The sequence below is a fragment of the Saccharothrix longispora genome, from assembly GCF_030852425.1.
Lineage (GTDB): Bacteria > Actinomycetota > Actinomycetes > Mycobacteriales > Pseudonocardiaceae > Actinosynnema > Actinosynnema longispora.
In genome coordinates this window covers 235,336-259,297 of record NZ_NSDM01000011.1, presented here as the reverse complement: position 1 = coordinate 259,297, position 23,962 = coordinate 235,336, and the positions used below count along the sequence as shown (strand labels likewise).

Annotated in this window: 24 protein-coding genes; 13 read left to right on the top strand and 11 right to left on the bottom strand. The window is 73.8% G+C overall.

Annotation, left to right across the window (positions count from 1 at the left end; genetic code table 11):
- The first annotated feature begins 10 nt into the window (after window positions 1-10).
- Window positions 11-2,770, top strand: a complete 2,760-nt coding sequence (locus CKY47_RS25145) for a TNT domain-containing protein (RefSeq protein ID WP_306748584.1) — start codon at window positions 11-13, stop codon at window positions 2,768-2,770.
- Window positions 2,767-3,045, top strand: a complete 279-nt coding sequence (locus CKY47_RS25140) for a hypothetical protein (RefSeq protein WP_306748583.1) — start codon at window positions 2,767-2,769, stop codon at window positions 3,043-3,045. Before CKY47_RS25145 ends, CKY47_RS25140 begins: the two co-directional genes overlap by 4 nt.
- Here CKY47_RS25140 and CKY47_RS25135 read toward each other — a convergent pair.
- Together CKY47_RS25135 and CKY47_RS25130 are read right to left on the bottom strand one after the other, a co-directional pair.
- Window positions 3,032-4,306, bottom strand: a complete 1,275-nt coding sequence (locus CKY47_RS25135) for an ATP-binding protein (RefSeq protein WP_306748582.1) — start codon at window positions 4,304-4,306, stop codon at window positions 3,032-3,034. The genes CKY47_RS25140 and CKY47_RS25135 overlap by 14 nt on opposite strands.
- Entirely contained in the window at window positions 4,306-4,971 is a 666-nt protein-coding gene (locus CKY47_RS25130) for a response regulator transcription factor (RefSeq protein WP_306748696.1), read from the bottom strand. Before CKY47_RS25130 ends, CKY47_RS25135 begins: the two co-directional genes overlap by 1 nt.
- 39 nt (window positions 4,972-5,010) lie before the next feature.
- Here CKY47_RS25130 and hisN point away from each other — a divergent pair, with 39 nt between their 5' ends.
- Window positions 5,011-5,799, top strand: a complete 789-nt coding sequence (gene hisN / locus CKY47_RS25125; protein ID WP_306748581.1) for a histidinol-phosphatase — start codon at window positions 5,011-5,013, stop codon at window positions 5,797-5,799.
- A 176-nt stretch (window positions 5,800-5,975) separates the two neighbouring features.
- On the opposite strand, the gene CKY47_RS25120 is transcribed toward hisN, so the two are convergent.
- Genes CKY47_RS25120 through CKY47_RS25110 form a run of 3 tightly spaced genes read right to left on the bottom strand, consistent with a single transcriptional unit; the run spans window position 5,976 to window position 9,470 of the window.
- Window positions 5,976-6,530, bottom strand: coding sequence for a GtrA family protein (locus CKY47_RS25120; protein ID WP_306748579.1), 555 nt, complete (start codon window positions 6,528-6,530; stop codon window positions 5,976-5,978).
- 4 nt (window positions 6,531-6,534) lie between these two features.
- Window positions 6,535-7,050, bottom strand: a complete 516-nt coding sequence (locus CKY47_RS25115) for a GtrA family protein (RefSeq protein ID WP_306748695.1) — start codon at window positions 7,048-7,050, stop codon at window positions 6,535-6,537.
- 35 nt (window positions 7,051-7,085) lie between these two features.
- On the bottom strand, window positions 7,086-9,470 hold the full coding sequence (locus CKY47_RS25110; RefSeq protein ID WP_306748578.1) for a sigma-70 family RNA polymerase sigma factor: 2,385 nt from the start codon (window positions 9,468-9,470) through the stop codon (window positions 7,086-7,088).
- A 228-nt stretch (window positions 9,471-9,698) separates the two neighbouring features.
- Between CKY47_RS25110 and CKY47_RS25105 the strand changes: the two genes are divergently transcribed.
- The gene (locus tag CKY47_RS25105; RefSeq protein ID WP_306748577.1) at window positions 9,699-10,424 is read left to right on the top strand and encodes a GGDEF domain-containing protein; all 726 of its coding nucleotides are present in this window, start codon (window positions 9,699-9,701) and stop codon (window positions 10,422-10,424) included.
- 89 nt (window positions 10,425-10,513) lie between these two features.
- On the opposite strand, the gene CKY47_RS25100 is transcribed toward CKY47_RS25105, so the two are convergent.
- A complete protein-coding gene (locus CKY47_RS25100) occupies window positions 10,514-10,996 on the bottom strand; it encodes a ricin-type beta-trefoil lectin domain protein (RefSeq protein WP_306748576.1) in 483 nt (160 codons plus the stop codon).
- Window positions 10,997-11,230: 234 nt separating this feature from the next.
- Between CKY47_RS25100 and CKY47_RS25095 the strand changes: the two genes are divergently transcribed.
- The 6 genes from CKY47_RS25095 to CKY47_RS25070 all read left to right on the top strand — a co-directional run bounded on the left by CKY47_RS25095 (window position 11,231) and on the right by CKY47_RS25070 (window position 16,583).
- A complete protein-coding gene (locus tag CKY47_RS25095) occupies window positions 11,231-11,647 on the top strand; it encodes a GntR family transcriptional regulator (RefSeq protein WP_306748574.1) in 417 nt (138 codons plus the stop codon).
- Window positions 11,644-12,543, top strand: coding sequence for an ATP-binding cassette domain-containing protein (locus CKY47_RS25090; RefSeq protein WP_306748573.1), 900 nt, complete (start codon window positions 11,644-11,646; stop codon window positions 12,541-12,543). The genes CKY47_RS25095 and CKY47_RS25090 overlap by 4 nt, the downstream gene beginning before the upstream one ends.
- Window positions 12,540-13,580 (top strand): ABC-2 membrane transporter-related protein, encoded by a 1,041-nt coding sequence (locus CKY47_RS25085; protein ID WP_306748572.1) that lies wholly within the window; start codon window positions 12,540-12,542, stop codon window positions 13,578-13,580. The genes CKY47_RS25090 and CKY47_RS25085 overlap by 4 nt, the downstream gene beginning before the upstream one ends.
- A gap of 69 nt (window positions 13,581-13,649) precedes the next feature.
- On the top strand, window positions 13,650-14,852 hold the full coding sequence (locus CKY47_RS25080; RefSeq protein ID WP_306748570.1) for a 5-(carboxyamino)imidazole ribonucleotide synthase: 1,203 nt from the start codon (window positions 13,650-13,652) through the stop codon (window positions 14,850-14,852).
- Window positions 14,849-15,382: a 5-(carboxyamino)imidazole ribonucleotide mutase gene (gene purE, locus CKY47_RS25075; protein WP_306748569.1), complete on the top strand. Its 534-nt coding sequence runs from the start codon at window positions 14,849-14,851 to the stop codon at window positions 15,380-15,382. Before CKY47_RS25080 ends, purE begins: the two co-directional genes overlap by 4 nt.
- Before the next feature lie 37 nt (window positions 15,383-15,419).
- Window positions 15,420-16,583: an acyl-CoA dehydrogenase gene (locus CKY47_RS25070; protein ID WP_306748568.1), complete on the top strand. Its 1,164-nt coding sequence runs from the start codon at window positions 15,420-15,422 to the stop codon at window positions 16,581-16,583.
- Between the two features lie 61 nt (window positions 16,584-16,644).
- Here CKY47_RS25070 and CKY47_RS25065 read toward each other — a convergent pair whose 3' ends face one another.
- Both CKY47_RS25065 and CKY47_RS25060 read right to left on the bottom strand, forming a co-directional pair.
- The gene (locus CKY47_RS25065) at window positions 16,645-17,124 is read right to left on the bottom strand and encodes an SRPBCC family protein (RefSeq protein WP_306748567.1); all 480 of its coding nucleotides are present in this window, start codon (window positions 17,122-17,124) and stop codon (window positions 16,645-16,647) included.
- Window positions 17,121-17,453: an ArsR/SmtB family transcription factor gene (locus CKY47_RS25060; RefSeq protein WP_306748566.1), complete on the bottom strand. Its 333-nt coding sequence runs from the start codon at window positions 17,451-17,453 to the stop codon at window positions 17,121-17,123. Before CKY47_RS25060 ends, CKY47_RS25065 begins: the two co-directional genes overlap by 4 nt.
- A gap of 155 nt (window positions 17,454-17,608) precedes the next feature.
- On the opposite strand from CKY47_RS25060, the gene CKY47_RS25055 reads away from it, so the two are divergent.
- Window positions 17,609-18,019, top strand: a complete 411-nt coding sequence (locus CKY47_RS25055; protein ID WP_306748565.1) for a DoxX family protein — start codon at window positions 17,609-17,611, stop codon at window positions 18,017-18,019.
- Here CKY47_RS25055 and CKY47_RS25050 read toward each other — a convergent pair.
- The 3 genes from CKY47_RS25050 to CKY47_RS25040 all read right to left on the bottom strand — a co-directional run bounded on the left by CKY47_RS25050 (window position 18,016) and on the right by CKY47_RS25040 (window position 21,769).
- Window positions 18,016-18,711 (bottom strand): TIGR03089 family protein, encoded by a 696-nt coding sequence (locus tag CKY47_RS25050; protein WP_306748563.1) that lies wholly within the window; start codon window positions 18,709-18,711, stop codon window positions 18,016-18,018. The genes CKY47_RS25055 and CKY47_RS25050 overlap by 4 nt on opposite strands.
- A 304-nt stretch (window positions 18,712-19,015) precedes the next feature.
- Window positions 19,016-20,245: an LCP family protein gene (locus tag CKY47_RS25045; RefSeq protein WP_306748562.1), complete on the bottom strand. Its 1,230-nt coding sequence runs from the start codon at window positions 20,243-20,245 to the stop codon at window positions 19,016-19,018.
- A gap of 84 nt (window positions 20,246-20,329) precedes the next feature.
- Window positions 20,330-21,769 (bottom strand): LCP family protein, encoded by a 1,440-nt coding sequence (locus tag CKY47_RS25040; RefSeq protein WP_306748561.1) that lies wholly within the window; start codon window positions 21,767-21,769, stop codon window positions 20,330-20,332.
- Window positions 21,770-22,038: 269 nt separating this feature from the next.
- Between CKY47_RS25040 and rfbB the strand changes: the two genes are divergently transcribed.
- Both rfbB and rfbD read left to right on the top strand, forming a co-directional pair.
- A complete protein-coding gene (rfbB, locus tag CKY47_RS25035; RefSeq protein ID WP_306748559.1) occupies window positions 22,039-23,031 on the top strand; it encodes a dTDP-glucose 4,6-dehydratase in 993 nt (330 codons plus the stop codon).
- A gap of 1 nt (window position 23,032) precedes the next feature.
- Window positions 23,033-23,926: a dTDP-4-dehydrorhamnose reductase gene (rfbD, locus tag CKY47_RS25030; RefSeq protein ID WP_306748557.1), complete on the top strand. Its 894-nt coding sequence runs from the start codon at window positions 23,033-23,035 to the stop codon at window positions 23,924-23,926.
- Window positions 23,927-23,962: the final 36 nt, after the last annotated feature.

Here is a 23,962-nt window from a genome sequence, read left to right as displayed (position 1 = left end):
GGGGGCCGTGATGGGGATCGAGCTGCCGGCCGAACTGGCCGAGGTGGCGGCGAAGGCCGGTGTGGTCTGGCCGCAGGCCGACGAGGACGCGCTGCGCTCGTCCGCCGTCGCGTGGCGGGAGGCGGGCGACCGGCTGACGACGCTCGCCGGCGAGGCCGACGGGTCGGCGGGCACGGCGCTCGCCGCGATGTCCGGCGCGGCCGGCGAGGCGGCGCGCGGGCACTGGAACGCGTTCACCGCGCCCGACGGCACGCTGAACACCGTGCTGCGCGGCTGCACCGCCGCGGCCGACCGGTTGGACCACGCGGCCGAGCAGATCGGCGCGGCCAAGGTCGAGCTGGTGCGCGAGCTGGTGAACCTCGCCAAGAACAGCGACGCGGCGCAGCAGGCGGCCGACGCGGGCAACCCCTCGGCGCTGCTCGGACTGGACACCGCCGTGCGCGGTGCGGCGCTCAACGTCGCCCACCTGACCGAGGCGCTGGCCAGTGCGGTGCGGCTGGACAGCGGCGTGACGATCGTCGGCCACCAGCCGCCGGTCGACACCAACCCCGGCGTGCACGGCCCGGCCGACGGCGCTCCCGGTCCGCACGGGCCCGGTGCGCCCGGCGGCCCCCAGCAGGGTGGTGGCCAGCAGGGTGGTGGCCAGCAGGGTGGTGGCCAGCAGGGTGGTGGCCAGCAGGGTGGTGGCCAGCAGGGTGGTGGTCTGCTCGGCGGCGGTCTGCTGGGCGACCTGCTCGGCGGCGGTTCCCCGGCGGACGGCCAAGGACAGGGCCAGGCGCCCGGTGCGGGCGCGCCGCCGGCCGCCGGTCCCGGGACCGGCGGCGACCAGGGCGGCGGCCGGGGTGGTCCGCTGGGCGGCCTGCTCCCCGGCGGGAACTCGCCCGGTCTCGTCGGCGGGATCGTGGACGGGCTGGTCGACACGGTCGACGCCGTCGCGAAGCCCGTCGTGGAAACCGTCGGCGCGGTCGCGCCGCCGGTCGCGGCCGTGGTCGACCCGGTGCTCGACCGGACCGGTGACGTCGTGCGCGGTGTCGGCGACGGCGTCGACCGCACCGTGGGCGCGGTCGCCCCCGGCCCCGGGCCCGACAACGGCCCCGGCCACGGCGGTTCCGGTGGTCACGGTGGTTCCGGTGGCCAGGGGCAGGGCGGTCACGGGCAGGGCGGTCACGACGGTCCCGGCCAGGGCGGCGGCCCCGGTCCGGTGGGTCGGATCGGCGATGCGGTGAACCAGGTCGTCGGCGGCGCCACCGGCGCGGTCGCGGACGTCGTCACCCGCGCCGAAGGCACGGTCAGCCAGTCCTCGGCCGCCGTGCTGGACCGACCCGCGGTGCACGCGGACACCCCGCACGCCCCCGCGCAGCAGCCCTCGGCCCCGGCCGCGAACCAGGCCGCGCCGCAGGGACCGGCGTTCGGCGGTCCCGCCGGCGGCGCGCCCACCGCGTCCCCGGCGGCCGGTGCGGCGGCAGCTGCGGTCGGCCAGTCCCCGACGGCGAACCCCGGCACGGCCACCCCCGGTCAGCAGCCCCAGGGACAGCCCGCCCAGGCCGCGCCCAAGTCCGATGTCCGCGCCGGTCAACCAGGGCAGCCCGGTCAGGCGCCGGCGGGTCACGCCTCCGCCCAGGGGCCGGTGCAGGCCCAGGGCCAGTCGCAGGGCCAGAACCAGGCGCAGGGCCAGAACCAGGGCCAGCCGGCCAAGCCCGACGCGACCGCCAAAGCCGCCGGGTCCGCCGGGGCCGGGGCCGCGGGGTCCACCGGCCTCGCCCAGGGCGAGACCACCGCGGTCCGCGACGACCGCGACGACCGCGAACCCGATCGGGACGTCGACCTGGACGACCTGCGCGCCGCCGTGGCGAACGCGGGTGACGCCGCCGCCGGCGCGGTGGCCGACGGGGCGCTCGCGTTCGCCGTCGTGCCGATCCCGGTGCGCGGCCCGGTGCTCGACCGGTCACCGCTGCTCCCCGCACCCCGCCGGGCCGCCGAACCGGAGGCCGAGGAGGACGACGCGCCGCAGGTGCCGGCCGCGTCCACCGCGCAGCCGACCACCGAGGCGGCCGCGCTGTTCCTCGCGCACGTGTTCCCCGGCGGGATGCTCCCCCGCCCGCGCACCGCGCCCGCGCGGCAGCTGCCCCCGCCGTCCGGTGAGGCGGCGTTCGCCGCGGGCCTGCGCTTCGAGCCGCAGAACCACCCGGACGGGCACCTGGTCGACGCGTCCGCGCAGCCCGGCGTGGACCTCGTGCACGGCGACCGGCTCCGGTCGCGCCTGTCGGGCGACGCGCACGACGCCCCGTCCACCGACCCGGTCCCCGCCTGCCTGCGCCCGCGCCTGGTCCTCGCGCCCGGCGGGGAGCCGGACCCGGACCTGCTGGCCGGCTACGACCCGCAGGCCGGGGCGCACGAACGCGAGTGGGACCGCCGGTTCCTGGTCCGGGCGGACCCGCCCGAGTACGCGTGGCCGCCCGGCGAGCTGTTCCCCGAGGGCGGGTACGAGGCCGGCCAACCGGGCGTGCTCGCCGCCGGCGTGGAGCTGGACCGCTTCGGCGGTCCCGAGGGCCGGGTGCTGTCCGAGCTGGGCACCCCGTTCCCGGAGCGGTCGCTGCCGCCCGCCCTCGCCTCGGCCGGCTACCACCGCTACCGGGTGACCCGCGTGCTGCCGGTGTGGTTCACGCTGTCCGCCGAGTGGTTCGGACAACCCGGTGGCGGCGTCCGCTACCGGACGACCTACCCGGTGGCGGACCTGCTCGCCCTGGGCTACCTGGAGGAGATCAGGTGAACGTCGAGTCGGTCCTGGGCTGGCTTCTCGCGGTCGGCGTGCCCGCGGAGGTGGTGTCGATCGGGTCCGAGGCCGACAACACGTGGTGCCTGCTCCAGACCGGCGAGGGCTTCGAGGTGTTCTGGCGCGAGCAGGGCAACCGGTACGACTGGGCGGCGTTCACCAGCGAGGACGTCGCCTGCCACTACCTGTTCGGCCGCCTGGTGTGGGCGCAGGTCGTGCGCGGCGCCGTGGGTGTGCTGCCGACCGCCGACGAGGCCCCTAACGGGGCGTGAGGTCGGTCCGCCAGGACACCCCGACCACGTCCTCCGCCTTCGGCACGGGCAGGAACACGGCGAACGTCGCGGGCCGGGCGGTGGACAGCTCCAGCCGACCGCCGTCGGCGTCGACCAGGGCGCGCGCGAGCGCCAGGCCCACGCCCGTGGAGCCGCCGCCGGACACGCCGCGCTCGAAGATGTGGTGGGCCAGCTCGTCGGGCACGCCCGCGCCGCCGTCGGCGACCTCCACGACCACGGTCGCGTCGTCGCGGCGCGCGGACACCGTGACCGGGCCCTCGCCGTGCCGCAGGGCGTTGTCCAGCAGCACGCCGATCGCCTCGCGCAGCCGGGCGGGCGTGGCCCGGGCCAGCAGCCCCTCCGGCACCCGCACCCGCAGGGCCCGGCCGACGCCGCGCAGCGGTTCGCGCCACTCCTCGGCGATCGCGGACAGCTCCGCGCCCAGGTCGAGCGGCTCCGCGCCGACCGCGCGCGCGGCCCGTGCGGCGGCGAGCATCTCGTTCAGCACCTCGCCGAGCCGCTCGGCCTGCTCCAGCGCGGCCCTCGCCTCCGCCGCCGCGTCCGGTTCGGGGTGCAGCGACAGCGCCTCCAGCCGCAGCTGCAACGCGGTCAGCCTGCTGCGCAGCTGGTGCGACACGTCGCCGACCAGCTCGCGCTCCCGCTGCACCAGCTGGGCCAGCGCGCCCGCCGACTTGTCCAGCGCGTCGGCCACCAGGTCCAGCTCGGGCACGTCGTGCCGCCGGTCGTCACGCCGGAAGTCGCCCGCGCCGAGCCGCGCCGCGCGGGCCGCGACGTGCCGCAGGGGGCGGGCGAGCTTGCGGGCGGTGACCGTGGCGACGACCGTGCCGGTGCCCACGGACAGCACGACCAGCAGCACCACCAGGGCCGCGACCTGGTACTGCGCGGTGTGCATGGGGGCCGACGACACCTCCAGCCGCACGGTGCCCTGCTGCGCGATCGGCAGCTCCACCGACAGCGCGTCCGGACCCGGCGTCGTGCCGAACTCCCGCACGCCGTCGGCGGACGTCACCACGAGGTGACCACCCTCGGGCACGCCGACCTGCACGGGTTCCAGGTCGATGGGGCGGCCGTCGGCGATCTGGTCGTCGATGAGCGCCGCGATCTGCCGCGCCCGGGACGCGAGGTCGCCGCGCGCCCCGTCGTCGACCAGCCGCAGGGCGGTGTAGCCGAGCGGGATGCCCAGGGCGATCCCGGTGACGGCGACGGCCAGCAGGATGGCCCGCAGGATGCGGCTGCGCATCAGTCGGCGGTGTTGAAGCGGAAACCGACCCCGCGCACGGTCGCGATGCGGCGCTCCACGGTGCGGGTGTCACCGAGCTTCCGCCGCAGCCACGACATGTGCATGTCGAGGGTCTTGCTGCTCTTGAGCTCCGGGTCGTTCCACACCTCGGAGAGGATCTCGTCGCGGTGCACGACCTGGCCGGCGCGCTGGATCAGCACGCGCAGCAGCTCGAACTCCTTGTTCGCGAGCTGCACCTCCTGGCCGTCCACGGTGACGCGGCGGGCCGCGAGGTCCACGCGCACGCCGTTGACCTCCAGCGTGCCGGGGGCGCGCCGGCGCAGCAGGGCCCGGATGCGGGCCATCAGCTCCGCCAACCGGAACGGCTTGGCCACGTAGTCGTCCGCGCCCGCGTCGAGGCCGACCACGAAGTCCACCTCGTCGGACCGCGCCGTGAGCATCAGCACGGGGATGCCGCGCCCGCCCGCCCGCAGCCGGCGGCACACCTCCAGGCCGTCCATGCCGGGCAGGCCCAGGTCGAGCACCAGCAGGTCGATGCCGCTGTGCGTGGCGGCGTCCAGCGCGCCCAGGCCGTCGCCGACGACCTGCACCTGGTAACCCTCCCGCTGGAGGGCCCGGGACAGGGGTTCGGCGATGGCCGGGTCGTCCTCGGCCAACAAGACCACGCTCACGGCACCCAGCGTAGGCGTGGCACGATCCCGTGCGTGTCAGACCTTCGTGCAGACCTGTCCCTGGCCCTGCGGTTGGCCGACGAGGCCGACGCGATCACCACGGCCCGGTTCCGCGCCCGCGACCTCGTCGTGGAGCGCAAGCCGGACCGGACGCCGGTGACCGACGCGGACGTGGCCGTGGAGGACGCGATCCGCGCCGTGCTGGCCGTCGACGCGCCGGGTGACCAGGTGGCGGGCGAGGAGCGCGGCGGCGCGGTGGGCGCCGGGCGCGCGTGGGTCGTGGACCCGATCGACGGCACGAAGAACTTCCTGCGCGGCGTGCCCGTCTGGGCGACCCTGATCGCGCTGGTGGTCGACGGCACGCCCGTCGTGGGCGTGGTGTCGGCCCCGGCGCTGGGCCGCCGCTGGTGGGCGTCGACCGGTTCGGGGGCCTTCACCTCCGACGCCTCCGGCACCCGCCGGATCGCCGTGTCGGGGGTGTCCGACCTGGCCGACGCCTACCTGTCGACCACGCACCTGGGCACGTGGACGCAGTACCACTCGCGCGAGGCGTACCTGGCGCTGGTCGACGCGTGCTGGGAGAACCGGGCGTTCGGCGACTTCTGGCAGCACTGCCTGGTCGCGGAGGGCGCCATCGACGTGGCGGCCGAGCCGATCGTGAACCCCTGGGACGTGGCCCCGTTCCAGGTGCTGGTCCGCGAGGCCGGCGGCCGGTTCAGCGACCTGACGGGCGCCGAGCGCTTCGACGGCGGCAACGTCCTCTCCACCAACGGCCACCTCCACCGCTCAGCCCTGGCCATCCTCGCCACCCGCGAGTCGTAAACCGGGGCCGCGCGAGTCGTACGTTCGCGCCCCGCGAGTCGTAAATCCGGCCCCAGCGTGTCCGCACTCGGGCCGACCGGTGGGTATGCGGACCGGCGATCTCGCGGGGCGTGAACGTACGACTCGCGGGGCGCGAACGTACGACTCGCGGGGCGTGAACGTACGACTCGCGGGGGTCAGGAGTGGCCCAGGGCTTGTTCGTCCTCTTCGGGGAGGTCGTAGGCGCGGGTCACGCGGCGCGGGCGGGCGTCGGCGTTCGGGAAGACCCACCTCTTGTAGCCGTACCAGCGGAACGCCATGCCGATCAGGGTGCCGACGATCTGGGCGCTGACGAAGTCGGCCACCTCCTCGCCGACCCGGCTGATGTTCGGCTCCTGGAGGTCCAGCAGGTAGCGCGACACCCACAGCGGCGCCGAGTTGAGCACGATGCCGATGCCGTTGACCAGGAAGAACAACGCCGCCTCGTGCCGCCGCTCACGGCCGCCGCGGGTCTTGAACGACCACTCGCGGTTGAGGACGTACGACACGATCGTGGCGACCAGGGTGGCGATGATCTTCGCCGTCACGGGGTGCTCGGTGAGGACGATCGACTTCAGGCCGATGAAGATGGCCGTGTCGATCACGAAGCACGTGCCGCCCACGACGGCGAACTTGAGCAGCTCTCTGTGCTTGAGCGCGAGCGAGCGCAGCGGTTCGGGCAGGTGCAGGACCACGTTTTCGACTACGGACACCCGGTCAGGCTACTTCGCGCTGCTCCGCGACGACGTGCAGCGGCCGGACCGAGGGGCGTGCGTCGGCCTGGGGGAACACGAACTTCCGCATCGCCCAGAACTTGAACCCGGTCGCGAGCAGCATGCCGATCACCGATCCGGTGACGAAGTCCGCCACCTCCGAGTGCAGGTCGAACACGTGCCGCGACACGTACAGCGGCAGCAGGTTCACGCCGATGCCGACGCCGCTGACCAGGAAGAACAACGCGGCCTCGTGGTGGCGCTCACGCCCGCCGCGGGTGTGGAACGACCACTCGCGGCTCAGCACGTAGGACGAGATGACGGCCACCAGCACGGCGATGGCCTTCGCGGTGACGACCTTGTCCTGGAGGAACGTGAGCTTCAGCGCGTACCAGACGCCGTTGTCGATCACGAACGTGGTGCCGCCGACGACGGCGAAGCGGATCAGCTCGCGGTGCTTGCGGATCAGGAACCGGACCGGTTCCGGGAGGAGCCCCAGCACCTTGCGCACGAGTGGCAACACCGGGGCAGGTTACCGACCGCGTGACGAGTCGATCACGAAGGGGTGCGGCACGGGAGGGGCAGCAGGTCGCCCAGCAGCGGTGGCCACAGCGGTATGACCGGTTCGCACGGTTCCAGCCGGTCAGTGGGGGTGGGCTCGCTCGGTGTGGGCACGTTCGGCGGACTCGTCGGGGACCCCGGCGGGGGCTCGGTGGCGGGCGGGGGCTCGGTCGCGGGAGCCGTCGGATCGGTCACTCGGGGCGGCTCCCCGGACGGCGACGTCGGCGTGGTCGACCGGGTCGTGGTCGACGGCGGCGTGGTCGTCGTCGTCGGACGGGTCGTGCTCGGCTCCGTCGTCGTGTTCGTGCTCGTGCTCGGGGTGCCGGTCGGCGGGTGCCCGGGGTGTTCGCCCGGACGGGTGAAGACGGTGACCGTCTCGCTCGCGGTCGCGGCGCCGAGGGTCGCGGTGACCGTCACCGCGCCGCCCTTCCGGCCCCGCTCGTCCGACTCGCCGGGCGATCGTGACGGCTGCTCCTGGTGCCACGACGTCCGGAGCGCCCACACCGAGAGGCGGAACGACTCGCCCCGGTCCAGCGGCGCCTCGCAGACGATCCGCCGGTCGGACTTGGCGCACCCCCTGGTCAGGGTGATCAGGTGGACGTCGTCGGATTCCACCGCGAGGGTCAGGGGACCGGGGCGGCCACCGGTGTTGGTGACCTCCACGTCCACCCGGGAGCTCCAGTACTCGTGGTGCCACCGGGTGACGTCCACGTCGAGGTCCAGCGCGTCCTCGACCGGCGTGACCGCGACGTCGACCTCGATGTCCACGCTGAGCGACGTGCCCGCGGTGACCGTGCCGGTGATGCGACCGGTCATCGCCTCCCAGTCGGCCTGGAGGCGGAAGGCGAACGTCGCCGTGCCGCCCGGCGCGATGCCCTGCGGGGTGGCGCACGAGACCGCGCCCACGGCCGCCGGGCAGTCCACGGTCTGCTCGGGCAGCCCGTCGAACCGCGCGAGCCGCCCGCCCGCGAACGAGGCGGGACCGCCCACCGACCGCACGCCGGGCGGCAGGACCAGGGCCGCGCTCGCCGGCTGCGAGGTCGTCTCACCGGTGTTGCGCACGACGACGGGCAGGGCGACCGGGTCCGCGCCGGGCGTGAGCGCGAAGCCGCTGGGCACGGTCGGCACCAGGTTCGGCGGCGTGGGTTCCGGCTCGGGCTCGGGTTCCGGCTCGGGTTCCGGCTGTGGTCCGGGCTGCGGCGCCCGCGGTTCGGACGTGGGCGCCGGCTCGCTGGTCGGAGCGGGTTCGGTGGTGGTGGTGGTCGTGGGTTCGGTGGGCGTCGGAGCGGGTTCGGTGGTCGGTGCCTGCGTGGTCGGTGCCTGCGTGGTCGGCGGCACCTGCGGCGCGGTCCGGGTGGCGGACGTCTCGACCGGTGCGGTCTGGGCGGCGGGCACCCCCTGCTGCTCACCGCCGGACGCCAGGCCCACCGCCACGGCCACGACGAGCGCGGCCACCGAGGCCGCCGCGCCGAGGAACTGGCGGGGCACGGAGCCGAGCGCGTTGGTCGTGCCGCCGCTCGACCCCGCGGACCCGGCAGCCGCACCCGTCGCGGCGGCAGCGGCGGCCTTCGCCGACCCCGCGCCGGCCGCCGCCAGGTACCCGGTGGTGCCGACACCCAGCACCAGGGGCGCGATGATCCCGCGCAGCGCGCCGTTGACGTCGGCCAGTTCGGCAGCCAGCGCGCGGCAGTCCCCGCACTCGTCCAGGTGCGCCTCGACCTGCGTGGTCTCCCGCTTCGACAGCCCGCCGCGGGTCCACGCGCCGAGCCTGTCGGCGGTCGCGTGGCACCGCTCGGCCCGCGTCTCGGCCAGGTGCACCTGCAGATAAGCCTGCTTGAGGCCCTCGCGGGCCCGGTAGGCCAGCGCCGACACGCTGTTCGCGGTCAGCCCCAGCAGCGGGGCGACCTCGGCGGGCGACTGGCCCTCGACCTCGGTGTGCCACAGCACGGTCTGCCAGCGCTCGGGCAGGCGGGCGAACGCCTTCGCCGCCATCGACCGCTCCAGCCCGGCCACGGCGGTGTCCGTGAACGGCACGCTGGTCGCCTCCGGCGCGACCTCGGCGACGTCGTCGGCCAGGTGGACCTTCCGGTCCCGGCGGGTCTTGTCGTAGGCGGTGTGCCGCAGCGCGGTGAGCAGGTAGGCGCGGAACGCCGTGTCCGGGCCGCGACCCGCGCGCAGCGTGTCCAGCACCTTCGCGAACGCGTCCGACACCAGGTCGTCCGCCTCCGCCGCGGACCTGGCGAGCTGGCGGGCGAGGTTGTACGCGGCGCCCACGTGCCGTTCGTAGAGCTGCCCGTAGGCGTCGATCGCCCCGCCCCGGACGGAGTCGATCAGCTCCGCGTCACTCGGTCCGTGGACGTCCGCAGGAACTGCCGCCACCTGTGATCCCTCCTCGCGCGGCGACAGTCTGACGCACCGGGTCGGGCATCGTCACGCACGACTACCCAACTGTGTCCTGGTTCTGCCGTCATGGACGAGCGCCGGCGACGTCTCGTGGTCGACGGACGACGGCGAGGAGGCATCCGGGTGGGTGTTCGGGAAGCGGTGGCACGGCGTTCCGGCGCTGACAGGTCGCGCGCGCTGCGGTCGAGGTGGCGCACGGCGTCGATGGCCGCCGGCTGGGTGTTCCCGGCCGACTGGCCGGTGGACGAGGTCGACCGCGTCTGCCGTGCGGTCCTCGGACCGCGCGACCCCGCCGAGGAGCTGTACCGGCTGGGCAGCGCGCGGGCCCGGGCCGGGACGGGCCTGGCCGAGACGCTGCTGGACCTCGCGGCGCTGCACGCGGTGCTCGTCGAACCGCCTGGGGCCACCGGGATCGTCTCGCCGGACGTGGACGCCGTGCCGGCGCGCATGCTCCGCGTGACCGCGCTGGGCTGGGGTGACGTGGTGAGCGAGCAGGCGGGCAGCTGCGCCGCGGACAACCCGCTCACCGGCCTCGCGACCTCCGCCTACCTGCGGACGCGGCTGCGCGAGGTGTACGCGGAGGCGCGCGTGGCGGGGCGGCAGGACCACGTGCTGGTGCTCGTGTCGATCGACCTGAACCGGGTGTCCGGCTGGTCGCGGGTGGTGGCGATGACGCTGCTGGCGGACGCGCTGAAGGAGGTCTTCGACGCCGGCGAGACGCTGGCCTCGGTCGGGCCGTCCACGGCGTGCGTGCTGCTCAGGCGCGACGGGCGACTGGCGAGAGCCGTGGTCAACCTGCGCCTGCTCACCGCGCACAGGCTGGCCGTCGACCCCCACGTCGCGCCCACCGGCCCGGCGAAGGTGTGGCTGGAACAGCTGCCGGGCACCTACGACGAAGCGGCCCGGCTCGTCACCGCCCTCGGACGCTGACCCCGCCTCACCGGTGCGGTCGTCCGACCCCGCACGCGCGAAGGGCCCGGGCCGCGCGGCCCGGGCCCTTCGCGCCGGGGCGCTCCCGGCTACCGCCGGTGGATGATCCAGCGCTGGTCGGACCGCTCACGGTCGCACGGCGCGAGGACCAGTTCCGTGTAGACGCCGTTGTGCGTGACGCAGTGCCCGGTCCTTCCCGACTCGAACAGCCAGGAGTGGTAGCCGTCGTGGGAGTGGCCGACCCACCGCTGGTCCTCGGAGCCGTCGCAGGGCCGGCCCGCCAGCTTCCCGTCGATCGCCGTCGCGCACCACCCGTGCATCTTGTCCCTGATGGTGCCGTCGTCGGAGATGAACCACGTCTGGTTGTCCTCCCCGTGGCGGGGGTGGGGGATGATCGGGTACTGGGGGTCCCAGGCCCAGTTGGTCTGGTCCCACACGTCGCCCGGCCGCGTGACGCTCTCCAGCACCCACTCGTCCTGCCGGGTGTCGGGCTGGACGGCATTGGAGGTCGGCGCGATGAGCAGCGCCGAACCGGCCACGGCGATGGCGGCGATGAGTCGTCCGAGTTTCATGGTCTTCCTTCGGTGTCGTCGTCCACGTGCACCGTCGAGTACAAGCGCCGGACAGGACCCCTGCGCGCCGGGAACAACCATGGTGACGGGAAATGACCCGTCCGGTAGGCGCGGGCGCCGTGCCGGTCACGGACGCGGGACGCGACCGGCACCCCGCCGTGCGTCTTGACAACCTCCAGGTGTTCCTGAACGGTGTGCCGGTGTCTTAGTTGACTAGAACACTTTGGGGGCGCGGTGGAGTTCCGCATCGACCGGTCCAGCGGTCTCCCCGCGTACCTGCAACTCGTGCGGCAGGTGCGCGAGGCGCTGAGACTCGGCCTGCTGGGGCCCGGGGACCGGCTGCCGACCGTGCGCGACGTCGTCGGCACGAGCGGGGTCAACGCCAACACCGTGCTGAAGGCGTACCGGGAGCTGGAGATGTCGGGTCTGGTGGAGGCCCGCCAGGGGTCGGGGACGTTCGTGAAGGCCGGACTCGGGTCGACAGACCCGGCGGTCATGTCCGCGCTGCGCGCGCGGCTGTTCGTGTGGGTCCGCGAAGCCCGCGAGGCGGGGCTGGACGCGGAGGACATCGACGCGCTCGTGCGCTCGGTCCTCGGCGTCCCCGACGAGGGCGACCGGACCCGCGGGGGAGAGGGGGTGGCGGTCCTGTGAGCACCGCCGTCGAGACCGTCGGCACCGCGTTCGCGGTGCGCGCGCGGTCGCTGGGCAAGCGCTACCGGGACAGGTGGGCGCTGCGCGACTGCACGTTCGACCTGCCCGCCGGCCGGGTCGCCGCGCTGGTCGGCGCCAACGGAGCGGGCAAGACCACGCTGATGACGGTCCTCGCGGGCCTCCTCGACGCCGACGAGGGGTCGGCGGGCGCGGTCGGCCGCGTGGCGTTCGTGTCGCAGGAGAAGCCGGTGTACCGGCACTTCACCCCCGCCGACGTGCTGAAGCTCGGCGCGCGCCTCAACGTCGTGTGGGACGAGGGGCGCGCCCGCCGCTGGCTGGAGCGCTTCGAGGTCCCGCCGGACCGGGCGTGCGGCAAGCTGTCCGGCGGCCAGCAGGCGCAGGTGGCGTTCGCGCTGGCCATCGGCTCGCGGCCGACCGTGCTGATGCTCGACGAGCCGCTGGCCAACCTCGACCCGCTGGCCCGCCGCGAGGTCACCGCCGAGCTGCTGACCGAGGTCGACGAGACCGGCATGACCGTGCTGCTGTCCACGCACGTCGTGGCCGAGCTGGGCGGCGTGGCCGACTACCTGCTGCTCCTCGCCCACGGCCGGCTGCTGGCCGGCGGCGACCTGGACGAGCTGCTCGCGCGGCACGTCGCCTACACCGGTCCGCGGTCGGACGTGCCGCCGGCCCTGGGCGAGGTCGTCGAGGCGCGCCACCGCGGCAAGCAGTCGACGTTCCTGGTGAAGCTGCCCGACGGACACCCGCGCCCGGTCGTGGCGGGGCAGTGGGCCGAGCGGGCCGTGACGTTGGAGGACTACGTGCTCGCGCAGCTCGCGGCCACCCGCAAGGGCCTCGCGCCGACCGGTGCGGGACCGAGGGGGTTCGGCGCGTGACCACCGACGTGACCGGCGCCGACATGACCGACGCCACCGCCACCGGCACGACCGCCGCCGCGCCGCCGGTCACCCGGTCCGCCGTCGGCTGGCGGGACCTGGCCTGGCTGACCTGGCGACAGCACCGCGGCGGCATCGGCGCCTGCGCCCTCGTCGTCGCGGGCGCCGCCTGCCTCGCGCTGGCCCTGGCCGCGCACATCACCGCCAGTGGGCACAGCCGGCACGAGCTGTTCGGCGTGTTCGACTACCCGGACCTCGCGCAGGTGCTGACCCTCACGCCGCTGCTGCTCGGACCGGTGGTCGCCGGGTTCTGGACCGCGCCCCTGCTGGCCCGCGAGTACGAGCAGCGCACGCACCTCGTGGTGTGGAGCCAGGACGTGAGCGCCGTCCGCTGGCTGACCGGCAAGGTCGTGCTCCTCGGCGTGCTCGCCGTCGCCCTGGCCGCCGGCCTCGGCTCGTCGCTGGTCGTGCTCATGGACAGCGTGAACGCCACCAGCGTCGACTACGCGCCGTTCCGGCCGTTCGAGAGCCAGGCGTTCGAGGCCGCGCCGCACGTGCAGGCGGCCTACGCGGCGTTCGCCTTCGCCCTGGGGCTCGCGCTGAGCGCGCTCACCCGCCGCACGGTGGTGTCCATGGGGCTCGCGCTGGTCGGGTTCGCCTTCGCCCGCTTCTTCGTGGCCGTCGGGTGGCGGCCCCACTACCGGGAGCCGGAGCGCGTGCTGGAGCCCTACGCGGCGGACGGCCTGCTGCACTCGCGGATGCTCGACGACGACAGCTGGGTCGTCGACAGCGGGTACGCCGACGCCGCGGGCGACGAGGTCGACTTCCCCCGGTACTGCGTCCCCACCGGCCAGGACGTCGACCCGGCGTACACCAGGTGCGTCACCGACAGCGGCGTGGCGCAGCACTACGCGGACTACCAGCCGGGCGACCGCGCGGCGGCGTTCCAGTGGGTCGAGTCCGCCGTCTTCGCGGTGCCGGCCGCGGCGCTGCTCGTGCTGGTCTTCGTGTGGGTGCGCCGGTCGCACCGCGTCTGACGGCGCGGTCCCGCCCGCGCCGGGGTGCGTGCGGGACCGCGCTGTTTGTGCAGGTAGACTCACCGACCCGTGGACTCCCGAACCCGTCTCCCCGTCGTCGGCATGATCGGCGGCGGCCAGCTGGCGCGCATGACGCACCAGGCCGCGATCCCCCTGGGCCAGTCGCTGCGGGTGCTCGCCGAGTCGGACTCCGACCCCGCCGCGCTCGTCGCCCGCGACGTGGAGCTGGGCGGGCACACCGACCTGGACGCGCTGCGCGCCTTCGCCAAGTCGTGCGACGTCGTCACGTTCGACCACGAGCACGTGCCCCAGGAGCACCTGCGCGCGCTGGTCGCGGACGGCGTGAAGGTCTCGCCCGGCCCGGACGCCCTGGTGCACGCCCAGGACAAGCTGGTCATGCGCGTGAAGCTGGCCGGGCTGGGCCTGCCCGTGCCGCCGTTCGCCGAGGTCGCCGACACCGGTGACGTGCTGCGCTTCGGCGCGGAGCACGGGTGGCCGTGCGTGCTCAAGGCCGTGCGCGGCGGGTACGACGGGCGCGGGGTGTGGATGCTGAACACCCCGCAGAGCGCCCAGCGGGTCGTGCCCGAGCTGCTCGACGCCGGCACCCCGCTGATGGTCGAGCGGTGCGTGCCCATGCGCCGCGAGCTGGCCGCCCTGGTCGCGCGCTCGCCGTTCGGGCAGGGAGCGGCGTGGCCGCTGGTGCAGACCGTGCAGCGGGAGGGCATCTGCGTCGAGGTCCTGGCGCCCGCGCCCGCCGCCGGCGGCGAGGAGGCCCCGGGCGAGGAGGCGCAGGAGCTGGCGCTGAGGATCGCCCACGAGCTGGGCGTCGTCGGACTGCTCGCCGTGGAGCTGTTCGACACCGCCGACGGCCTCGTGGTCAACGAGCTGGCGATGCGGCCCCACAACTCGGGCCACTGGACCATCGAGGGCGCCCGCACGTCCCAGTTCGAGCAGCACCTGCGCGCCGTCCTGGACTACCCGCTCGGCGCGACGGACCTCGTCGCGCCCGCCGTCGTCATGGCGAACGTGCTGGGCGCGGCGGACGCGTCCGACATGGGCCCCGACGAACGGCTGCACCACCTGTTCGCCCGGTTCCCCGACGCCCACGTGCACCTGTACGGCAAGGCGGAGCGGCCGGGCCGCAAGATCGGGCACGTCACCCTCCTCGGCGAGCGGATGGAGGAGGTGCGCGAACGGGCGAGGCTCGCCGCGCACTGGCTGTCCGACGGAGTGTGGCTCGACGGGTACGACATCCACGGAGGAGAGCAGTGACGCAGGTCGGCGTGATCATGGGCAGCGACTCGGACTGGCCCGTGATGGGGGCCGCGGCCGAGGCGCTGGCCGAGTTCGGCGTGACCTACGAGGTCGGCGTGTACTCGGCGCACCGCACGCCGCAGCGGATGCTGGACTACGCGGCGTCCGCCGCCTCGCGCGGCCTCCGGGTGATCATCGCGGGCGCGGGCGGCGCGGCGCACCTGCCGGGCATGGTGGCCTCGGCGACCGTGCTGCCGGTGATCGGCGTGCCGGTGCCGCTGAAGTACCTCGACGGGATGGACTCGCTGCTGTCGATCGTGCAGATGCCCGCCGGCGTGCCGGTGGCCACCGTGTCGGTCGGGGGCGCGCGCAACGCGGGCCTGCTGGCGGTGCGCGTCCTGGCCGCGTCCGACCCGGTGCTGCGGGAGCGGATGGCCGAGTTCCAGGCCTCCCTCTCGGACCTGGTGCTGGAGAAGGACGCGGCGCTGCGCGCCCGGGCGGGTGTTGTTGCGGACGGCACAGCGGACAGTGGCGTGAACGCGCGCTAACATCCTGGCAGGACGCCCTACCGGGAGGTAACTTAACGTGGACCCGAGCTTCGGTACCTACCAGCTCGCCGAGGAGCACGAGGCGCTGCGCGAGGCGGTCCGGTCACTGGCCGACAAGGAGATCGCGCCGCACGCCGCGGAGGTGGACGAGCAGGAGCGCTTCCCGGTCGAGGCGTTGAACGCGCTGGTGAAGTCCGGTTTCGCCGCCGTGCACGTGCCCGAGGCCTACGAGGGCCAGGGCGCCGACTCGGTGGCCACCTGCATCGTGATCGAGGAGGTGGCGCGCGTGTGCGCGTCGTCGTCCCTGATCCCGGCGGTGAACAAGCTGGGCACCATGCCGATCCTGCTGGCGGCGTCGGAGTCGCTCAAGCAGCAGGTGCTGCCGTCCATCGCCTCCGGCGAGGCCATGGCGTCCTACGCGCTGTCCGAGCGCGAGGCCGGCTCGGACACCGCGTCCATGCGCACCCGCGCCCGCCTCGACGGCGACCACTGGGTGCTCAACGGCACCAAGTGCTGGATCACCAACGCCGGCGAGTCCACCTGGTACACGGTGATGGCCGTGACCGACCCCGACGCCCCGAAGAAGTCGCAGGGCATCTCGGCGTTCGTCGTGCACAAGGACGACCCGGGCTTCGTCGTCGGCTCCAAGGAGCGCAAGCTCGGCATCAAGGGCTCGCCCACCCGCGAGATCCACTTCGAGAACTGCACCATCCCCGCGGACCGGATCATCGGCGAGCCGGGCACGGGCCTGAAGACCGCCCTGCGCACCCTCGACCACACCCGCCCGACCATCGGCGCGCAGGCCGTCGGCATCGCGCAGGGCGCCCTGGAGCAGGCCATCGCCTACACCAAGGACCGCAAGCAGTTCGGCACGTCGATCGCCGACTTCCAGGGCGTGCAGTTCATGCTGGCCGACATGGCGATGAAGATCGAGGCCGCCCGCCACATGGTCTACGTGGCCGCCGCGAAGGCCGAGCGCGGGGAGCCGGACATCGGCTTCATCACCGCCGCGGCCAAGTGCTTCGCCTCGGACGTCGCGATGGAGGTGACGACCGACGCCGTGCAGCTGTTCGGCGGCGCCGGCTACACCCGCGACTTCCCGGTGGAGCGCATGATGCGGGACGCGAAGATCACCCAGATCTACGAGGGCACCAACCAGATCCAGCGCGTCGTGATGTCGCGCGCCCTGCTGAAGGGCTGATCCGGTCCGCCGGCCGACGGCCCGGACGTGCGCCCACCGCGCGCCTCCGGGCCGTTCGGCGTCACGACCGTTCGGCGAGGTACGCGGCCAGGCGCTCGTAGCTCGTCGTCGCCCCGTCCCGCATGCCGGTCCCGCTCGCGCGGTCGCGGGCCTCCTGCGACGGGAACCTCATCGTCTGCACGACGGTCGTGCGGTCGCCGTCGGCGGTGAACTCGGTCGTGTTCACCGTCTCCGGCCACTCCGGGCCCCACGACTCGGTCTGCACGGTGCGCGCGTGCGGGGTGACCTCCAGGTACCGGCCGACCATGGACATCGTGGTGCCGTCCGGGCGGTGCCACACCATGTGCCACCGGCCGCCGGGGCGGAGGTCGATCTCGCAGACCGGCATGGTCCAGCCGTCCGGGCCCAGCATCCAGTGCACGACGTGCTCGGGCTTGGTGAAGGCGTCGAAGACCAGGTGCCGGGGCGCGTCGAACGTCCGCGTCATCGCCACCTCGACATCGGACGGCAGGCTCCACAGCACGGTGTCGATGGTGCTCATCGCTCGGTCTCCTTCATGTGTCGGAGGTAGGCGTCCAGGCGGCGGTAGCTGGGCTCCCAGAAGCGGCGGAACGCCTCGGCCCACTCGCTGACCTCGCGCAACGGCGTCGCGTCGAGGGCGCACGGCCGCCACTGCGCGTCCCGGCCACGCGTGATCAGGCCGGCGCGCTCCAGCACGCGCAGGTGCTTCGACACCGCCGGACCGCTCATCGCGAACGGCTCGGAGAGCTCCTTCACGGTCGCCGCGCCCTCCGCGAGCCGGGCCAGGATCGCCCGTCGCGTCGGATCGGCCAGCGCGGCGAAGGTGAGGCTGAGGGGATCGTCCGCCATCCTCGTACCTAACCAATCGGTTATCTAACCGGTCGGTTAAGCAAAGCGCCCTGTCGGGTCGCTGTCAAGGCCGTGTCGGGACCCTGTCGAGGCGGTGAAATAGTTGAAACTTCATATACCTTCGGGGGGTCGTTCGAAGACGAAGGGGAGTCGCAATGCTCAAGGACGTGGCAGCGCTCATCGGCCGCATCGGCGTCGGCGTGGTGTTCATCGCCCACGGGTGGCAGAAGGTCGCCGAATGGGGGCTCGACGGCACGGCGACCGCGTTCGCGGGCATGGGCGTGCCGCTGCCGACGCTCTCCGCCTGGTTCGCCGCGATCGTCGAACTGGGCGGCGGCGCGATGCTGCTCCTCGGCATCGCCACGCCCGTCGTCGGCGTGCTGCTCGCGGTGGACATGCTCGGCGCGCTCGTGATCGTGCACCTGCCCAACGGCCTGCTCGGGCAGGGCGGCTACGAACTCGTGCTCGTGCTGGGCGTGGCGGCGCTGGCGCTCGGCTTCAACGGCGGCTCGCTCGCCCTCGACCGCGTGGTGAAGGACCGTCGCCGCGCCGCCGTGGCCGCCTAGCCGACCAGGTCCAGGGTCGTCTGCTCGTCGATGCGGCGGGTGGCGAGCAGGTCCGGGGCGGCGTTGCTGCACTGGACCAGCGACCCGCCACCCGCCAGCACGGCGAGGAAGCCGTTCAGCAGGCCGTCCGGCATGGACCAGTCCAGGGTGGACAGCACGCGCGAGGACGTCGTGATGCCCAGCGTCTCCGCCCGGTGGTGGGCCTCGGACACCACCTCGTCCACAGTGGACTTCAGCAGCGCGGGCGTCGCCCCCGGCACCGGTTCCCACGGCGCGAAGTCGTCACCGTGCACCCGCACGTCGTCGTTGTAGTCGACCGGGGCGCCGCCGCCCAGCCCCATCGGGTGCAGCGACGCCACCGCCACGACCCCCGCGCCCGGGGCGGCCCCGCCCGGCGCCACGACCGCCACCTTCGCGCCGGTCGGGTCGTCCGTCACCGCCGCGCCGCACCACCAGGCCCCGAGCAGCACGCCCGCCGTCTGCCAGTGCGCCGGCAGCAGCACCGCGACCGGGTCGCCGGGCTCCACGTCGTGCTCGTCGCGCAGCCAGTTGGCCGTCTTCGCCGCCCAGTTGCGCACGGTCGCCCGGGACAGCTCCACGCGCGTGCCCGCGGCGTCGTCGTAGTGGGTGATCAGGGGACGGCCGGGGTTCGCGGCGAACAAGGGGGCGAACAGCGCATCCGTGACGGTCATGGCACAACCTTGCCACGCCGGCCGCGACGTCCCGTCACCATCCCCGCGCGGAGCCGCGCCCGGCCCGCGGGATCGGCACGCCCGGTCGGCGGGGCGACCCGCCGGGTGGGGTGGTGGCACCGGCCGGGGGGCGGCGGTGGTGGGGCCTCGTGGTGGGTCGGCCGGGTCGTGGTGGACGGCTGGGTGGTCTCGGGGGTCCGATTCTCTCAACCGAGAACCGTAACGTCGTTTCCGTACACCCCGCCCGGCATCTTCACCTGATCCAGCTACTCCCCACGCCTGAAAGCTCAGGTCACCTCGCTGCCTAGTCCACGCACGGCGGTCCCTGCAACCCCGCCGCCAGGGCCCGACCACCGCCGTCCAGGGCCGGCAACCCACCGCGGCCGAACCCCGGCGGGGTGGGGGCCGCCGACGAACCGGGGGCGGCCGACGAACCGGGGGCGGCCGACGAACCGGGGGCGACAGACGGGGTGGGCACCACCGTCGTCTTCTTCTCGCCCAGCACCTGCGCCACGAACGCCTTCACCTGCGCCGGGTCCACGGTGACCACGCTCTGGCCCTGTTCGTTCACCACCCCGACGCCCGTCACCGGGATGGTCGCGAACTCCACGTTCCCGCCGGCCAGCCCCTGCGCCTGCGCGGCCAGGGTGGTGAGGTCGAAGTTCTCGTCCACGACCACCGACTTGCTCACCGCGTCCAACAACCCCGACAGCCTCGCCTGGTCGGTCAGCGTCCCCGCCGACAGCAGCTTCGACACCGCCGAGGACATGAAGACCTGCTGCCTGGTGATGCGACCGAGGTCGCCGTTGGGGACGCCCTTCCGCTGCCGCACGAACGCCAGCGCGTCGCCCCCGGACACGGTCTGCGCGCCCGCCCGGAAGTTCGCGCCCGAGTCCGGGTCCGAGGTCGCCGCCTTCAAGCACACGTCCACCCCGCCGATGACCTGCGTCAGCAGGTAGAACCCGTAGAGGTTGACCTCCGCGTAGTGGTCGACCCGCACCCCGGTCAGTTCCTGCACGACCTGCACCAGCGCCCGCCTGCCGGCCTGGTCGCCCTCGCGCGAGCGCTCCTCCAGCGGCACCCCCGACGCGGCCAGGCGCTCCATCGTGAAGAACTTCGTCACGCCGTACGCGGAGTTGATCTTCTCCTGCCCCTGGCCGGGGATGGTGACGTACGTGTCGCGCGGGATCGACACGGCGTGCGCCTTGCCGCCGTGCTTCGGCACCCGCAGCACGATGATCGTGTCGGTGTTGAGCGTGTCGGTCGCCTCGGTGCGCAACCGCCGCAGCACGTCGTCCGGCAGCGGACGCCCCTGGGCGTCGGTGCGGCTGTCGCTGCCGACGAGCAGGATGTCGGTCGCGCCGTCCTCGACGGGCGGGGCGTTGGGCACGTCCTCCAGCACCGTCAGCACGTCCGTCTTGTTCACGCTCTCCTGGACGCGCTGCACCGTCGCCCAGCCGTACCCGGCCACCGCCAGCACGGCCGCGGACAGCAGTGCGACCAGCACGCGCCCGGTGATCACCGCGGCCTTCACGGCGTTCCTCCGCTCCCCGAACCTGTCCGATCAGGCTAACCACCTTCGGCCGGTCGGACGCCGGTGAGCGCCTGGGTGGGGTGTTCAGTTGACGCAGACCACACCGTCGGCGGTGATCGGCGGGGTGAGACCGGTCGTCGGGGCGACCGCGGTGCGGGTCCCGTCGGCCGACGCCGGGTCGGACGAGTCGGGCGGGGAGTAGTCCGCCCCGACGTGGACGTGGACCTGCCCCCCGGGCACGGAGTCGTCCTCGACGGCCCGGGCGTTACCGCCCAGCGCGACGACCACCGCCTCGGCGGAGGCGCGCTCGCCCTCGGCGTACCGGACGGCCGTGGTGTCCGAGTACGTCCCGGTGTGGGCCCCGCCGCGCTGGAAGCCCTTGCGGGCCAACAGGTCCAGCACCGTGCCGGCGAGTCCGCTCACGCCCGCCGCGTTGTAGGTCTGCACGGTGATCGCGGACGCGTCCGGTCCGGTCGGGGTAGTGGTGGTCGCAGGAGCGGACGAGGACGACGAGCTGTCCGCGGCCAGCCCCTTGATGAACTGCCGCACCTGCACCGGGTCGACCGGCAGCACGTTGCCGTCGCCCCACGTGTCCATCGGCTCGCCGACGGGAATGGTGCGGAACTGGATGTTGCCCGAGACCAGGCCGCGCATCTGCTCGGCGAACTCGGTGATGTTCCACCGCTCGCTCAGCACCACGGACTTCTTCACGGCCGTCACGAGCTGGTTGAGCCGGTCGAAGTCGGTCAGCGTGCCGGTGGACAGCACCTTCTTCGCCAGCGCCCCGATGAACACCTGCTGCCGCACGATCCGGTCGAGGTCGCCACCGGGCAGGCCGCCGCGCTGCCGCACGAACGCCAGCGCCTCCCGGCCGGCGATGGTCTGCAGGCCCGCCGCGAAGTCCGCGCCCGAGTCGGAGTCGCTCGTGGCCTTGTTCACGCACACCTCGACGCCGCCGATGGCCTGCGTCACCTCGTAGAAGCTCGCCAGGTTGACCTCGGCGTACCGGTCGATCGTCACGGCGCCGCCGGTCAGCCCCTCGATGGTCTTGATGAGCGTCTTGCGCCCGGCGAGCGTCGACTCCCGCTCGATCCGCGCCTCGTCGGTCACGCCCTGCTCGCGCAGCTCCTGCGCGGTGTCGTTCTTCTGCCGCGCCATCGCCGAGTTGAGCTTGTGCTTGCCGAACCCGTCGGCGATCTCGACGTACGAGTCGCGCGGGAACGAGACGGCGACGGCACGGGTGCCGTCCTGGGGGACGTGCACCAGGATCATGGTGTCGGTGTTCAGCGTGCCGTCCGCCACCCCGCCGTTGAGGAGCGCCAGCACCTCGTCCGACAGTGGGTTGCCCTGCGCGTCCGTGCGGCTGTCCACGCCCACGAGCAGGATGTCGACCGCGCCGTCGAGCGGCTTGCGCGCCACGCCGTCGGGCGACTCGGTCACCGAGTTCGGGATGACGTCGGTCGTGGTGAGGTTGTCCTCCAGGTCCTTGAAGTAGTACCAGCCGTACCACGTGACGGCGAGCACAGCCGCCGACAGGAGGGCCAGGAATGAACGCCCGGTGACCAGGAGGGCACGCAGCGCTGTCGATCCGGCGGCTCTCCCGTGCGGACTGGTGTCCACTGGCCTGCCTCCCCCGTGTGCACAACCTGCCTGGTCAAAGGTAGTCGCGGACGGGTGAACCTCGCCGGACACTCTTCTTATACGGGAGACGCTGTAACAACCGGGTGGGTTGCACGGGTTTACCCCCTGACAGACTGCGATGGCACGAACCGCTGCGGAAGGGCGATCAGAGCATGCGCGTACTGGTGACGGGTGGGGCCGGCTTCATCGGCTCGCACTACGTGCGGGAATTGGTGGGCGGCGCTTACCCGGCCTACGCCGACGCGGAGGTGGTGGTGCTGGACAAGCTCACCTACGCGGGCAACGAGGCCAACCTGGCGCCGGTCGCGGACGACCCGCGGCTGACCTTCGTGCGGGGCGACATCTGCGACCCCGAGGTCGTCGCGGACGTGATGGCCCGCACGGACGTGGTGGTGCACTTCGCCGCCGAGTCCCACGTGGACCGTTCGATCTCCGGCTCGGCGGACTTCGTGCTGACCAACGTGCTGGGCACCCAGGTGCTGCTCCAAGGCGCGCTGGAGGCCGGCGTGGCCAAGTTCGTGCACGTCTCGACCGACGAGGTCTACGGCTCGATCGACGAGGGCTCGTGGACCGAGGACCACGTCCTGGAGCCCAACTCGCCGTACTCGGCGTCGAAGGCGTCCTCGGACCTGCTGGCCCGGTCGTTCCACCGCACGCACGGCCTGCCGGTGAACATCACGCGGTGCTCGAACAACTACGGGCCGTACCAGTTCCCGGAGAAGGTCATCCCGCGGTTCGTCACGAACCTGCTGGACGGCAAGAAGGTCCCGCTGTACGGCGACGGCCTCAACGTGCGCGACTGGCTGCACGTGGACGACCACTGCCGGGGCATCCAGCTGGTGGTCGAGGGCGGTCGCGCCGGCGAGGTCTACAACATCGGCGGCGGCACCGAGCTGACCAACCGCGAGCTGACCGGGAAGCTGCTGGAGGCCACCGGCCGCGACTGGGACTCGTTCGTCGAGCCGGTCGCCGACCGCAAGGGCCACGACCGCCGCTACTCGGTCGACATCACCAAGATCAGCACCGAGCTGGGCTACGCGCCCCGGGTCGACTTCACCGAGGGCCTGGCCGCCACCGTGCGGTGGTACCGGGACAACCGGGCGTGGTGGGAGCCGCTGAAGCAGCGCTCGGCGCTGGCGGGCTGACGTGGCACTCGCACTCCTCGTGCCGGGCGGGCGCGGGCAGCTCGGGCGGGACGTCGTGGCGGTCGCCCCGGCGGACGGCCTCGTGCACGCCCCGTCGTCGGCCGAGCTGGACATCACCGACGCGCGCGTCGTGGCCGACGCGGTCGCGGCCTTCGCGGCGAACGCGCGCGACGCGGGCCTGCGGCCGGTGGTCGTGAACTGCGCCGCCTACACGGCGGTCGACGCGGCCGAGGCGGACGAGGAGCGGGCGCTCGCCGTCAACGCCACCGGTCCCGGCCTGCTGGCCGAGCACTGCCGCGAGCACGACGTGCCGCTGCTGCACGTGTCGACGGACTACGTGTTCCCCGGCGACGCCACGCGGCCCTACGAGCCGTCCGACGAGACCGGGCCGCGCTCGGCGTACGGGCGCACGAAGCTCGCCGGCGAGCGGCGCGTGGTGGAGGCGTGGGACCGGTCCTGGGTCGTGCGCACCGCGTGGGTCTACGGCGCGCACGGGCCGAACTTCGTGAAGACCGTGGCGCGCCTGGCGGGTGAGCGCGAGACGCTGACCGTGGTCGACGACCAGGTGGGTTCGCCGACGTGGTCGCTGGACCTCGCGCGCGGTCTGGTGGCGCTGGCCGGCTCGGTGGCCGCGGGTGGTTCGCCGGCCCGGGTGCTGCACGCGACCGGCGGCGGCGAGACGACGTGGTGCGGGTTCGCCCGCGCGGTGTTCGCCGAGCTGGGCCTGGACCCGGAGCGGGTGCGGCCGTGCGCGACCGGGGACTTCCCGCGCCCGGCCCCGCGCCCGGCGTACTCGGTGCTCTCCGGCAAGTCGTGGGAGGAGGCCGGGTTGCCGCCGCTGCGGCCGTGGCGGGAGGCGCTGTCGGTGGCCGTGGCGACGAAGGCGGTGCCCTAGGGGGCCGGCGGCCCGGAGGCGTTCGCGACCTCACAG